Source organism: Achromobacter sp. ACM03, assembly GCF_014851665.1.
GTDB lineage: Bacteria > Pseudomonadota > Gammaproteobacteria > Burkholderiales > Burkholderiaceae_B > Achromobacter > Achromobacter aegrifaciens.
The window spans coordinates 155,879-169,126 of record NZ_JACVAD010000002.1; the positions used below are offsets into that span (position 1 = coordinate 155,879).

At 69.1% G+C, this 13,248-nt stretch carries 13 protein-coding genes; 7 read left to right on the forward strand and 6 right to left on the reverse strand.

Features of this window, described 5'->3' with window-relative positions:
• The first annotated feature begins 13 nt into the window (after window positions 1–13).
• On the forward strand, window positions 14–1,231 hold the full coding sequence (gene hutI, locus IB257_RS08955) for an imidazolonepropionase (RefSeq protein WP_175212814.1): 1,218 nt from the start codon (window positions 14–16) through the stop codon (window positions 1,229–1,231).
• A gap of 146 nt (window positions 1,232–1,377) precedes the next feature.
• A complete protein-coding gene (locus IB257_RS08960; RefSeq protein WP_225588862.1) occupies window positions 1,378–2,130 on the forward strand; it encodes a carbon-nitrogen hydrolase family protein in 753 nt (250 codons plus the stop codon).
• Window positions 2,131–2,137: 7 nt separating this feature from the next.
• Here the strand turns inward: IB257_RS08960 and IB257_RS08965 are convergent, their stop codons facing one another.
• Window positions 2,138–3,547, reverse strand: coding sequence for an MFS transporter (locus IB257_RS08965; RefSeq protein ID WP_054455906.1), 1,410 nt, complete (start codon window positions 3,545–3,547; stop codon window positions 2,138–2,140).
• 182 nt (window positions 3,548–3,729) lie between these two features.
• Here IB257_RS08965 and IB257_RS08970 point away from each other — a divergent pair, with 182 nt between their 5' ends.
• Entirely contained in the window at window positions 3,730–4,707 is a 978-nt protein-coding gene (locus IB257_RS08970; protein ID WP_175212813.1) for a tripartite tricarboxylate transporter substrate-binding protein, read from the forward strand.
• Window positions 4,708–4,725: 18 nt separating this feature from the next.
• On the opposite strand, the gene IB257_RS08975 is transcribed toward IB257_RS08970, so the two are convergent.
• A complete protein-coding gene (locus IB257_RS08975) occupies window positions 4,726–5,676 on the reverse strand; it encodes a LysR family transcriptional regulator (protein WP_175180383.1) in 951 nt (316 codons plus the stop codon).
• Window positions 5,677–5,805: 129 nt separating this feature from the next.
• On the opposite strand from IB257_RS08975, the gene IB257_RS08980 reads away from it, so the two are divergent.
• Genes IB257_RS08980 through IB257_RS08990 form a run of 3 tightly spaced genes read left to right on the forward strand, consistent with a single transcriptional unit; the run spans window position 5,806 to window position 8,768 of the window.
• A complete protein-coding gene (locus IB257_RS08980; protein ID WP_192492199.1) occupies window positions 5,806–6,792 on the forward strand; it encodes a tripartite tricarboxylate transporter substrate binding protein in 987 nt (328 codons plus the stop codon).
• Window positions 6,793–6,819: 27 nt separating this feature from the next.
• A complete protein-coding gene (locus IB257_RS08985; protein WP_125470590.1) occupies window positions 6,820–8,004 on the forward strand; it encodes a M20 aminoacylase family protein in 1,185 nt (394 codons plus the stop codon).
• A 26-nt stretch (window positions 8,005–8,030) separates the two neighbouring features.
• Window positions 8,031–8,768, forward strand: coding sequence for a phosphoribosyltransferase (locus IB257_RS08990; protein ID WP_119449906.1), 738 nt, complete (start codon window positions 8,031–8,033; stop codon window positions 8,766–8,768).
• Window positions 8,769–8,795: 27 nt separating this feature from the next.
• Here the strand turns inward: IB257_RS08990 and IB257_RS08995 are convergent, their stop codons facing one another.
• From IB257_RS08995 to IB257_RS09005, 3 genes are all read right to left on the reverse strand, one after another.
• The gene (locus IB257_RS08995; RefSeq protein ID WP_119449907.1) at window positions 8,796–10,487 is read right to left on the reverse strand and encodes an MFS transporter; all 1,692 of its coding nucleotides are present in this window, start codon (window positions 10,485–10,487) and stop codon (window positions 8,796–8,798) included.
• 146 nt (window positions 10,488–10,633) lie between these two features.
• A complete protein-coding gene (locus IB257_RS09000) occupies window positions 10,634–10,978 on the reverse strand; it encodes a hypothetical protein (RefSeq protein ID WP_054455334.1) in 345 nt (114 codons plus the stop codon).
• A 10-nt stretch (window positions 10,979–10,988) separates the two neighbouring features.
• A complete protein-coding gene (locus IB257_RS09005; protein WP_119449908.1) occupies window positions 10,989–12,224 on the reverse strand; it encodes a molybdopterin-dependent oxidoreductase in 1,236 nt (411 codons plus the stop codon).
• A 124-nt stretch (window positions 12,225–12,348) separates the two neighbouring features.
• Here IB257_RS09005 and IB257_RS09010 point away from each other — a divergent pair, with 124 nt between their 5' ends.
• Window positions 12,349–12,744: a DUF2809 domain-containing protein gene (locus IB257_RS09010; RefSeq protein ID WP_175162034.1), complete on the forward strand. Its 396-nt coding sequence runs from the start codon at window positions 12,349–12,351 to the stop codon at window positions 12,742–12,744.
• 51 nt (window positions 12,745–12,795) lie between these two features.
• Here IB257_RS09010 and IB257_RS09015 read toward each other — a convergent pair whose 3' ends face one another.
• Entirely contained in the window at window positions 12,796–13,011 is a 216-nt protein-coding gene (locus IB257_RS09015; protein ID WP_054455330.1) for a hypothetical protein, read from the reverse strand.
• Window positions 13,012–13,248 lie beyond the last annotated feature (237 nt).

Genomic DNA, 13,248 nt, shown 5'->3' on the forward strand with positions numbered 1-13,248 from the left:
CAGGAGCCTACGCATGAAACAGGTCTGGCGCAATTGCCACGCAGCCACGATGGCGCAAGGCAAATACTCCGTGATCGAACGGGCCGCCATCGTCACGCGCGAGAACCGTATCGAATGGATCGGTCCCGAGGCAACGCTGCCGCCAGCGGACGTTGCGGGCGAGCATGACCTGGGCGGCGCATGGGTCACGCCCGGATTGATCGATTGCCACACCCATCTGGTGTTTGGCGGCGATCGCAGCCTGGAGTTCGAGCAGCGCCTGCAAGGCGTGGACTACGCCACCATTGCCGCGCAAGGCGGCGGCATCGCCAGCACCGTGCGCGCCACCCGCGCCGCCAGCGAGGACGAACTCTACGCCAGCGCGCGCAGGCGCGCCCTGCATCTGATGCGCGACGGCGTGACCACGCTGGAAGTGAAATCGGGCTATGGGCTGGACCTGCCCAACGAGCGCAAGATGCTCAGGGTGGCGCGGCGCCTGGGCCAGACTTTGCCGCTGACCGTCAGCGCGACCTGCCTGGCCGCGCACGCGCTGCCGCCCGAGTATGCCGGGCGGGCCGACGACTACGTCGATGAAGTTGCGCGCCGCATGTTGCCGGTACTGGCGGCCGAGGGCCTGATCGACGCGGTGGATGCCTTCTGCGAGCATCTGGCATTCACGCCGGCGCAGGTCGAACGGGTGTTCCAGGCCGCGGGTGAACTGGGGCTGCCCGTGAAGCTGCATGCGGAGCAACTGTCTTCGTTGCACGGCGCGACGCTGGCCGCACGTTATGGCGCCTGGTCGGCGGACCATCTGGAATACCTGACCGAAAGCGATGTGCTGGCAATGGCGCAGGCCGGCACGGTGGCGGTGCTGCTGCCTGGGGCGTTCTACGCCCTGCGCGAGACCAAGCTGCCTCCCATCGACCTGTTGCGCCGCCATGGCGTACCCATCGCCATCTCCAGCGACCTGAATCCCGGCACCTCGCCCGCTCTGTCGCTGCGGCTGATGTTGAGCATGGCCTGCACGCTGTTCCGCCTGACGCCCGAAGAATCGTTGGCGGGGGCGACGGCGCATGCGGCCAAAGCGCTGGGCCTGCAGGCCACGCATGGCACGCTGGAAGCCGGCAAGTATGCGGACTTCGTCGCCTGGGAGGTGCGGCATCCCGCCGAACTGGCCTACTGGATAGGCGGCGATCTGCCCAAGCGGGTGGTCCGGCATGGCGCGCTGGTCGACGCCGCAACGCTTGCCTGAAACGGGCAGATCCGGACAGGATCGCGCCCGCAACGGACGGCTTGGACCCGCGCGCGTCCGCAGTCGCCGCAGGCGGTCTACCATCCGTGGATGACGCGTTCATCCCGGAGCGCGCGATCAGATTGGATGTGGGTATGCGGATATGCATGATGGAAGGGCCGGCCGATCTGGAGCCCAAGGGCGCGACCTGGGAAGGCATCGCCGAACGCATCGGCGAGCTGGCCCCGGATCTGTTGGTGACCAGTGAAATGCCGTTCGGCCCCTGGGTGGCCGCGGACCCGCAATACGACGCGGATCGCGCGGCAGCGTCGGTGCGCATCCACGAGGCGGGCCTGGGTGCGCTGGCGGCGCTGGGAGTGCCGGCCGTCGTGTCGTCGCGGCCGGTGCATGCGGGTGGACGGCTGGCCAACGAGGCGTTCGCCTTGCAGGACGGCCGCTACACACGGCTGCACCACAAGCAGTACTTCCCGGAGGAACCGGGCTATTTCGAAGCGACCTGGTTCCATGCCGCCATGGACGGCTTCGAGGTATTCGAGGTGGGCGGCATACGCCTGGGCGTGCAGCTATGCACCGAATTGATGTTCAACGAGCGCTCGCGCGCCTACGGACGCGCGGGGGCCGAGCTGATCGTGGCGCCGCGAGCCAGCAGCGCGTCGACGCGCCGCTGGCTGACGGCGGGCGCCATGGCGGCGCTGGTGTCGGGCTGTTATGTGGTCAGCTCGAACCGAGCGGGGCGCACGGCGGCGGGGCAGGTATTCGGGGGGACGGCATTCGCATTCCAGCCGGATGGCGAACCTCTGGCGCAAACCAGCGATACCGAATCCATCGTGGTGATCGAGGTGGATCCGGCGCGTGCGCGCGCGCAGCAGTCGCAGTACCCGTGCTACGTGCGGGAATAGCGCGGCGCTAGCGCGTCGAGCCGGCCTGCGCCGGCTCGCTCGCGTCAAAGCGCAGCCGCGAAAAGCTGGCGACGCAGGCCAGCGCGGCGCACACGCAACCCAGCCACAGCGCGGCAATGGCGCCGTGCGTGCTGGAAATGTTGAAGCAGGCGGCCACCAGGGCCGCGCCCGAGGCCTGGCCCAGCAGCCGCACCGTGCCTATCATGCCGCTGGCGCCGCCGGCGCGCGAGGCCGGCGCCGACATCATGATGGCGCGCAGGTTGGGCGACTGGAAGAAGCCGAAGCCGGCGCCGCACAGCGCCATGCGCCAGCAGAGGTCCCAGACTGATGGCGAGGCCGGCATCAGCGCCATTGAGGCCAGGCCCAGCGCCAGCAGGGCTAAACCCACGCCGCCCAGGGCGCCGGCCGCATAGCGGTCCGACAGCCGTCCCGCTATCGGCGCCATGATCGCCACCACTACCGGCCAGGGCGTGATGAGAAAGCCGGTCTGCACCTGGCTGTAGCCGAGCGTGGCTTGCAGCAGGAACGGCAGCGACACGAAGGCCAGCGCCTGCGCCGCGAACGCGCACACGGCTGTGGCTGCGGACAGCGCGAACAAGGGCCGGCGCAGCAGGTCCACCGCCAGGATGGGCGCGGGGTGGCCGGCCTGCCGGCGCATCAGCAGCCACAGGCTGGCTGCGGCGATGCCCCATTCCAGCGCCACGCGCGGCCAGGGGGCGGCGTGCGCCAATTCGTTGGACCCCAGCACGAACAGGCCCAGCGTCAGGGCGCACAGCACTGCGGCCAGGCCGTCGAAGCGATGCGGCGCGCGCGCGGTCCCGGGCAGCTTGCGCAGGCCCAGCGCGAACGCCAGCAGGCCGATGGGCACGTTGATCAGAAACAGCCAGTGCCAGGATCCCAGCAGCAGGATGGCCGAAGCCACGGTCGGCCCCGCCGCGAAGGAGATGCCCACCACCATGGCGTTCAGGCCCAGGCCGCGGCCCAACAGGTGCGAGGGGTAGATGAAGCGCAGCAGCGCGCCATTGACGCTCATGACGCCGGCCGCGCCCAGGCCTTGCAGCACGCGCGCGATCACCAGCGTGGGCAAGGACGGCGCCAGGCCGCTGGCCAGCGAAGACAGGATGAAGATCGCCAGCCCCACGATATAGACTCGCCGGTGGCCCAGGATTTCGCCCAGCGCCGCGGCCGGCAGCAGGCCCGCCACCATGGCCAGCTGATAGCCGCTGACGATCCAGATGGACCCGGCATCGCTGGCCTGCAGGTCGCGCGCAATGGTGGGTAGCGCCGTGTTGGCGATGGCGGTGTCCAGGCTGGCCATGCACAGGGCCAGCATGACGGCCAGGAGCGCGCCCGGGCGTTCGGCTGCCGGCAGGCCGACGCCGGCCGGATAGACGGTATTGCGGGAGAACGAGAGCATGTACGGGACCACGGGGGGCAACGCGTCCGGACAGAGGGCCGGAAGCTGCGATCACTGATTCTAGAACGTGTTAAGGGATCCGGCCCGCGGACCGGGTGGGGAGCTGGCTTTCCTTGCAGGGCGTTTCTCCTTATCCTGCCGCCTGCGCGGCACCGGGCCGCGTTTCCAAGGAGTGGTCGACCATGCAATTTGGCGTATCCCAGCGCCGTCGCCGGCTCTTGCCGGCGCTCGCGCTGGGCGTTCTGGGCGCTGCGGCGGCAGGGCGTCTTGGGGCCGTGCCTCTGACTCGCATCCTGGTCGGCTTTCCGCCGGGGGGCGGGGTGGATGTGATCGCCCGTTTGTTGGCGCGGCAGTTGGAGGCCGGCCTGGGCGAGGTGGTGCTGGTCGAAAATCGGCCCGGCGCGGGGGGCTTGCTGGCGGCGCAGGAGCTGCTGGCCGCGCGCCCGGATGGGCATACCCTGCTGTTCACCAACGAGCACACCTTGGCCATCTTGCCGCATATCGTGGCGCAGGCCGGCTTTGCGTCGCCGGATGATTTCGCGGCGGTGGCACAGACGACCGACCAGAGCGCCATTGCGCTGGCGGTCAGGGCGGATTCGCGTTGGTTGAAGCTGCAGGATCTGCGCGGACACGAGGGGCCGCTGCCGGTGGGCGTGCCTGCGCCCGGCAGCGTGCCGGAGCTGGCCGTGGAGCTGCTGGCCGAGCGTTTCGGCGTGGCGGCCACGGCAGTGTGCTATCGCGGCGGCGCGCCATTGGTGACCGACCTGCAGGCCGGCTATCTGGCGCTGGGCCTGACATCCCTGGCCGAATTGCGGGAGCCGGCAAGCGCCGGGCGGCTGCGCCTGCTGGCGATTTCGGGTCCAGGCCGCCATGCCGATCTGGGCGATGTTCCCACCTTTGCCGAGCAGGGCTTCGCGGGACTGGAGCGCGGCGGTGTGGCCGGCTTGTTCGCGCCGCGCGGCGTGGCGCCGGCCCGCGTCGAGCAACTGCAGCAGCAGGTGGCGCGGGCGCTCGAATCGGAGGAAGTCCGCATGCAGCTGCACTTGCAGGGGTCGCGTGTGAATTTCGGCGATGCCGCCACGCTGGCGCGCAACATGAACGCGATCCATCAGGCCTGGGCCGAACGCGCCGTGGCCTGGCGTGCGCGGACGGGCGGCTGAGCGCCCGCGTCCGGCTTTCTAGGGTGTCCGGATGGCTGCGCGTTCGCGCAGCAATTGGGCCAGTTCGGCGTGGCAAAGCCGCACCGCGGCGCGGGCCTGCTGTTCGGGCGCGCGCATCATCAGGCAAATGCGCCGCGTGAGCCGCGGACGCTGCAATGGCACGATGGCCAGGCCGTCCTGCCGCTGCCCCTGCGTGTACAGGCGCGAGATCAGGCCCACGCGCAATCCCGCGCGCACCAGGCTGTAAAGCGTGTCGGTGTAATTCAGGGTGTCGGTCGCGGCCAGGTCCGAGCCCAGCTGGCGCAGCGTGGCCACGATCATTTCGTAGGTGCTGCCGCGCGACAGCACGGCCAATGGCTCCGCCTTCAAATCCTGCCAGGTCACCGCCTGGCGCCGCGCCAGCCGGTGCGTATCGGCCAGCACCGCGACCAGGTCGTCCTCGGCCACGAAAGCCGCGGCCACGCCGGGCGTGAGGCCGAAGTCCAGGCCCAGGCCAATATCCAGTTCGCCATTGCCCAGCGCGGCCATGAGTTCGTCGTTGAGGTGGTCGCTGAGGATCAGCACGATTTCGGGATGGCGCAGGCGCCATTGCGCCACCACCGGCGCCAGCAGGTGCATGGTGGACGGAATGCAGCCGATGCGCACCGTGGCGGCCTGCGTGTCCAGCAGGCGCTGCAGGTCTTCGGCGCCCTGCGTATAGCTGTTAAGCAGCCATTCGATCTGCGCGCGCGCCGCTTGTCCGGCGGGCGTCAGGCGCACATGGTGGGTGCTGCGCTCGAACAGGGCCACGCCCATCAGCGTTTCCAGCTCGCGGATGGCGGCGGACAGGGCCGGCTGGCTCAGCGCCAGGGCCTCGGCGGCGCGGCTGAAGCTGGCGTGGCGGGCCACTTCCTTGAAACCGCGCAGCTGGCGTAGCGTGGGCTGGCGGGCGGGGGCAGCGTGGCCATCGGAAGCAGGGCGCTTGGTCATAGATTTGCCTGATGAATCTATAAAAATATAGCATTTCAGTTATCACCAGGATCTGGTTAGGATGGCGCCGTCGCCCTCCTCCGCGCTGCCGGTTCCACGCGCGTTCCTCGCTCCGACCCCGCTCCTTCCATGTTCAAACGCCTGTTCCTGTTCCTGTCCGTGTCCGCGCTGGTCGCCGCGCTGTGCCTTGCCCCTGCGGCCGGCGCCGACACCTGGCCCGACGCCCGGCCCCTGACCTTGATCGTGCCGTTCAGTCCGGGCGGCAACGTCGACACCACGGCGCGCCTGGTGGCGCAAAAGCTGTCGGACCGCCTCAAGCAGTCCGTCATCGTCGACAACGTGGCGGGCGCGGGCGGCGTGCTGGGCGTGACCAAGGCCGTGCATGCCAAGCCGGACGGCTACACGCTGGTGATGGGCTTTGACGGCCCGATCAGCGTGGCCCGGCTGATCAACTCGGCCGTGAAGTACGACGCCGAAGCCGATCTTGCGCCGGTGGCGCTGGTGACCACCGCGCCCGTGGTGTTGTTGGCGCGTCCGGGCCTGCCGGTGCAGAACATGGACGAGCTGATCGCGCTGGCGCGCGAGAAACCCGACACGCTGACCTACGCTTCGTCGGGCGTGGGCACCGTGCTGCATCTGGCGATGGAGGTGATGCAGGACCAGGCAAAGGTCAAACTGGTGCATGTGCCCTACCGCGGCGGCGCGCAGATCACCAACGACGTCATGGGCGGCCAGGTGGACCTGGGCCTGCTGGTGACCACGAGCGCCACGCCGCTGGTGCAGCAGAAGAAGTTGCACGCGCTGGGCGTGACGTCCGCCGCGCGCGTGGACACGTTGCCGCAGGTGCAGGCGTTTGGCGAGACGCCGGCGCTCAAGGGCTTTGAACTCAACACCTGGACCGGCGTGTTCGTGCCGGTTGGCACCGACCCCGCCGTGGTCGAGCGGCTGAACCTGGAGCTGAATGCGGTGCTGCGCATGGACGAGGTGCAAAAGCGCCTGGCCGAAGGCGGCGCCATGCCCGGACAGGGCACGCCGCAGGATTTCGCCGCTTTCCTGAAGAAGGAAAAAGCCTTGTACGCGCACATCGTGAAGAGCGCCAACATCCAGCAGGAATAGGCCTGCCCCTTTGCAGGAAGCCATGCCATGAATACACCCCCCGTGCTGCCCGAGATCCAGGCCATCCAGGAAGAGATGGTGGCGCTGCGCCATCGCATCCACGCCAATCCCGAACTGGCCTATCAGGAGGTCGCCACGGCCGAACTGGTGGCCGAAAGGCTGGCGGCCTGGGGCTACGAAGTGCATCGCGGCCTGGGCGTGACCGGCGTGGTGGGCACCTTGCGCCGGGGCAGCGGCGCGCGCCGGCTGGGCCTGCGCGCCGATATGGACGCCCTGCCCATCCATGAGACCACCGGCCTGCCCTACGCCAGCCAGAATCCCGGCAAGATGCACGCCTGCGGCCACGACGGCCACACGGCCACGTTGCTGGCCGCGGCCCGCGCGCTGGCCGAACGCAGCCGTTTCGACGGCACCGTGCACCTGATCTTCCAGCCCGCCGAGGAAGGCCATGGCGGCGCGCAGAAGATGATTGCCGACGGCCTGTTCGAACGCTTTCCTTGCGACGCCGTCTACAGCTTCCACAACGAGCCGGGCTATCCGGCCGGCCATTTCGGCTTCCGCTCCGGCGTGATGTACAGCTCGTCCGACACGGTGATCCTGACCGTCAGCGGCGTGGGCGGCCATGGGGCCATGCCGCACGTGGCGGTGGACCCCATCGTGGCGGCGGCCAGCATCGTGCTGGCCTTGCAGACCATCGTCTCGCGCGAGATCGATCCCAACGACATGGCGGTGGTGACCATAGGCGCCATCCACGGCGGTGACGCGCCCAACGTGATTCCCAAGTCGGTGGAGCTGCGCCTGACGGTGCGCGCACGCCGCCCTGAAACGCGCGCGCTGCTGCGCCAGCGCATCACGGCGATCGCTACGGCGCAGGCCGCCGTGCACCGCGCCAGCGTCGACGTGGACTACCGCTGGCGCTATCCGCCGGTGGTCAATGACCGCGCCGCCACGCAGTTCGCGGCCGAGGTCGCGCGCGGCTGGCTGGGCGAACACCTGCTGATCCCTGACCTGGAGCCGTTGCAGGCCAGCGATGATTTCGCCTTCATGCTGGAGCAGGTGCCCGGCAGCTATTTCATCGTTGGCAATGGCGAGGGCGAAGGCGGCTGCATGGTGCACAACCCCGATTACGATTTCAACGACGACATCCTGCCGGTCACGGCCAGCTACTGGGTGACGCTGGCGGAAGCCTATCTGGCCGCCGGCGCGCGCTGACCGGCAGCCGCTATTTTCCGCGACGCATGACTGCCTCACACGACCCGATTGCCGCCGGCGCGCCGGCCTTCGACGCCACCACCGACTACTGGCAGGAGATCGTCAGCGCCGATGCGCTGGCGCTGCCGGTGGGTCCGCCCTATTCCCGCGGCTATCCAGCACGGCTGCCTGACGGCCGCTACCTGGTGCTGCCGCTGCGCGGCGTGCCCGGCGACCCTGATCGCTGCGTGGCCTCGCTGATTGCCAACCATGCCAGCCTGGAGGTGGTCGATGCCCTGGCCGGCTTCATGGCCGAGCGCGCGCGCGCCTTCAAGGCCGAGGTGGTCGTGGGCCTGCCGACGCTGGGCCTCGCTTTCGCGCCCATGGTGGCGCGCGGCCTGGGGTTCACGCGCTACGTGCCCTTCGGTTATTCGCGCAAGTATTGGTACGACGAACGCCTGGCCGTGCCGGTACAGTCGCTGACCACGCCGGATGCCGGAAAGCTGCTGTACGTGGATCCGAATCTGGCGGGCAGCCTGGCGGGGCGCCGCGTGCTGGTGGTGGACGACGCCGTCAGCACGGGGCAGACGATGCTGTCCGCGCTGGAACTGCTGGCGCGCTGCGGCGCGGAAGTGGCGGGCATCGTCGTGGCCATGTGCCAGGGCGAGCGCTGGCGCGAGCGGCTGGTGGACGCGGATGGCGCGCCGATTCCGGTGGCCTGTGCGTTCGAGTCGCCGCGCATGCGCCGCACGGCCGCGGGCTGGGCGCCCGAAACGGCCGCCTGAAGCCCGGCAGGCCCGCCGGCGCGGCGCCTACAGAGACTCCGGATCGCGGCGCAGCGAGAAGCCCTGCGCCTCGTTCATGGCCAGATAGCTGACGTTGCGCGACACCACCGGCGGCTTGTCGCCGGCGTGCAGCGCGCGCACCTTGTCCAGCACCATCTTGTCCTCCAGCGTCATGCGGTCGATCATGCGCAGGTACTGCATCCAGCTTTCCACCAGGAAGACTTCGCGCCAGACGCCCTCGCGCTCCAGGTCGCGGAACAGCTGCCATTGCTGCGCGCCGTTGCGCAACCGCATCAGGCGCAGCGGATGCGCCGCGCCGATCAGCGCGGACAGCTTTTCCTTTTCGATCAGGTACTCCACGGCGACCAGCACCGCGCCGTGCTGCGTGTTGAAGCCGACCGCGGCCATCGCCGGCTCGGTGGCGTCCGCGCGCGCCAGCGACGTGGTGTCCAGATGTTCGGGCAGCCGCGAGCGGTACATCAGCGCGACGGTGATGCCCAGCATGATGCCGGCGGTGGCCAGGGCGCCGGAAACGCCCATGGTGCCGGCGAAATGGCCCCACATGAAGGAGCCAGCCGCCAGGCCGCCGAAGATGGCCGTCTGGTACAGCGCCAGCGCGCGTGCCTTGACCCAGTCCGGCACCAGCATCTGGACGGTGGTGTTGTAGGTGGCCAGCACGCCGATCCAGCAGCTGCCGGACAGCAGCAGCGCGGGAAAAGCCACCCACAGGGTGCCGGCCAGGCCCAGCGCCAGCAGGCACGCGGCCAGGAGGGCCGCCGCCACGCTGATCAGGCCGCTCGCGCCCAAGGTCGCCTGGACCCGCCGCACCACGGCGCTGCCGAGGATCGCGCCCAGGCCCAGTGCGCCCAGCATGTAGCCGTACAGCAGGGCGCTGCCGCCTTCGTGTTCGTGCGCCAGCAGCGGCAGCAAGGCCCATAGCGCGCTGGCCGACAGACCAAAGGCGAACGAGCGCAGCATCACCACGCGGGTGACGGTTGAATGCTGGGTGTAGCGCAGCGCGGCGACCACGCCTTCCAGGATGCCTTCGGGCGGCAGGCGGCGCACGGGCAGGTCGCGTTTCCAGCGCCAGATCGCCCAGATCAGGCCGCCGTAGCAAAAGCAGTTCAGCAGGAACACCCAGGGCGCGCCCATGGCGCCCAGCAGCAGGCCGCCGATGGCCGGGCCTACCGCGCGCGCCACGTTGAAGTTGACGCTGTTCAGCAGTACCGCGCTGCCGACGTGCGCGCGCGGCACCTGTTCGCCCACGGCAGCCTGCCAGGCTGGCGTGACGATGGCGCTGCCGATGGCGATGCAGAACACCGACGCGATCAGCGTGATGGGATGCAGCAGGCCGGCAAAGGCCAGGATGGTGATGAAGACGCCGCCCGTCAGCTCCAGCAGCATGCCGGTCAGCATGACCTTGCGGCGGTCGTAGTTGTCCGCCAGCACGCCGGTCAGGATGGACAGCGCCACCAGCGGGAAGGCGGCGGCCACCTGGATCATGGCGACCATCAGCGGGCTGCTTTGCTCGGTGGTGATGATCCATGCGGCAGCGACGGATTGCGCCCAGGTGCCCAGGTTGGCGAACAGGTTGGCGATCCAGATGATGCGGAACGCCGGAAACGCGAAGGGGGATAGCGTGCTGACCTGCAGCACGGGGGCGGGGGCGGCTGGCGCGTCCGCGGGCAGATCGGTGTTGGCCGAAACGGGTTGCAGCATGGGGTTCTTCCGGGGCGCCGCGCGGGCGCTCCTTTCGGACGTGGTCTGGGTCGGGTAATGGTACGCCTAAGCCAGCGATCGAAGGGAGCGCGCGCGGCGCTGCGGGGCGGTCGCGCGCCGCCCCGGGGCTGCTGCAGGGAGGCCGCCTATTGCTTGGCGGCCGGGGCCGGCGCAGGGGCCGGCGGATAGGCCTGGTTCAGGTATTCCACGATCAACGGCACCTGGTCGGCGGGTATGGGGGCGCCGTAGGTGCCCACCATCTTCTTGACCTCGGCGTCCCAGAAGCCCAGGGGCATGGGCGGCTGCGACGATACGTAGTCCACCGAATGGCACATCAGGCACAGGGCCGCATGCTGGGCCCCCGCGCCGGTGCCGGAATGCAGCGTGGCGGTTTCCTGGGGCAGCTTGATTTCCAGGGCCTGGGCGGCCGGGGAGAGACAGGCGCAGGCCAGCGCGAGCGCCGGCAGGCAGCGACGGATAAGGCGGTTCATGGCGCTCTCCTCAGGCGGCGGTGACGCGGACGGCTTCGACCACGTTGCGCATGTAGCCGGCCGGGTTCCACAGCGGGTCCAGCGGCTGGGTTTCGCCGGCCGTGTTGGTGGCGCGGACCTTCAGCGTGTAGTCGCCGGCGGTCTTGGGCGTGAAATCGGCGTGCCATTCGCGGAAGGAATAACGGCCCAGGTCGCGGCCGAGCTTGGCGGCCTGCCAGGTCTTGCCGTCGTCCGACGAGAACTGGACCTCGCGTATGCCCTTGCCGCCATCGAAGGCGATGCCGCGCACCTGTACCGGCTTGCCGCGGGCGACGCGGGCGCCTTCGGCAAGGCTGGTGATGAAGCTGCGCACGTTGTAGCGGCCGATGGGGCGCGTCTTCTCCGGCGCCTTGCCCGGCGGCGTGCAGGCGCAATCATTGTCGGGAATGCGGTAGGCCTTCTGCATCCAGAAGCCGTCGAACTCCTTGTCCAGCACCTTGATGTCGGCCAGGTGCTTGACCCAGTAGGTGCCGTAGTACCCCGGCACCACCAGGCGCACGGGATAGCCGTTGAGCATGGGCAGGTCGGCGCCGTTCATGGCGTAGGCCAGCATGACTTCGCCGTCCAGCGCATGGGCGGCGTCCAGCGCCTTGATGAACTCCGGCGTGCCGGGCAGCACCGGGCGGTCCATGCCCTCGAACGTCACCTGGCGCGCGCCGGCGCGGATGCCGGCTTTTTCCAGCACGCGCTTGAGCGGGATGCCCAGCCAGCGGGCATTGCCCATGGCGCCGTTGCCCAGTTGCCCCCCGCCCACGCGTGGCGCGAAGAAGCCGCGGCTGTTGCCCGAGCACTGGGTGACAGCCACCAGTTCCACGGGCTTGCCGAACTGCTGCTTCAGGTCCGCCAGCGACAGCTCCAGGGGTTTGTCCACCAGCCCGCTGACCTTGATGCGGTAGGTGTTCAGGTCGATGGCGGTGGGGATGTTGCCCAGGTGGTAGCGCACGAAGAACGCGTCGTTGGGCGTGATGATGTTCTCATTGAAGACCGCGAACGGCGTTTCCAGCTGCGGCGGGCGCGAGGTCTGGCGGATCAGGGGCCGCTTTTGCGGATAGGCGATCAGGTCGCGCTCGCCGTTGGCGAACGGCAGCGTGACGGTGGCCGGCGCCGCCAGGCTGGTCAGCGCATGGCCGGCCAGCGTGCCGGTGGCGCCCAGCGTACAGGCCTGGCGCAGGAAGCGCCGGCGCCCATTCGGGTCGGATGTGCTCATCTTGGTGTCTCCTCGTTCTTGTCAGCGCCCTGCCCCGGCGCGTTCAGACGAGCCTACGCGCGGCGGCCTGACAAATGCGTTAACGTCCGCGCTGCCCGTTTCAATTTCCGCGTTTTTCGCACCGATGACCCTGACCTTCAACAAGCGCGCCTTTGCCGCGCTGCTGGCCGTAACCGCGCTGGAAGCGCTGATCGCCACCCTGGGCGCGCCCTATCCCCTGTTGCGGGGCTTCGTGGGCGACGTGGTGGCGGTGGGCTGGGCCTATCTGGTGTATCGCAGCTTCATCCGCGCGGGCGTGCTGCCGCTGGCGCTGGCCGCGCTGTGCACCGGCTACGCGGTGGAACTGGGGCAGTACCTGGCCCGGTATTTCGGCTGGCGGCTGGAGCAGCCGGTATTGCGCGTGATCCTGGGCAGCGTGCCCGACTGGTGGGACATGCTGGCCTATACGCTGGGATTCTTCCTGGTGCTGGCGCTGGCCGCCTGGAACCGGCGGCGGGGCGCCGCGTTGCGCGGCGCCTAGGCGCTTTTCGTCTTTCTGCCCGGCCGAATCAGCCGGGCTTCCATCAGGGAATCAGCCTGCCTGGCAGACCGGCGCGTCGTCGTGCGCGTGCGCGGCGGGCTTGGCTGCGCGCAGCGGCTGCAGGCGGGCGTTGCGGAACGGCGCGAAGAGCTCGGCCCAGGACGAAGGAAACAGCGGGGTGGCGTGGCGCACGGCGTCGCGGCGGGCGTAATGCGTCAGCAATTGTTGGCCGATCGGGGCGTCTCCCAGGGGATGGCGGGTATTCATGGTATTTCCGTATTGCATTGAAAGTGTATTCATTGTACCAGTGCGCGCGCATTCCGGCCAGCCCCCGCGTGCGCGCGCCAAGTCATTGATCCATAAAGACTGTCCCTGTTTATTGGGCAGCGTTTGACCAATCTCCGGGATTGCCCTAGCAGTTCAAAATAGTAGACGGTATACAATGTTCAACATGCCCGGGCTTAGACCAGCCTGGAATCCTCACCAATGGACCTGGAGCGAGTC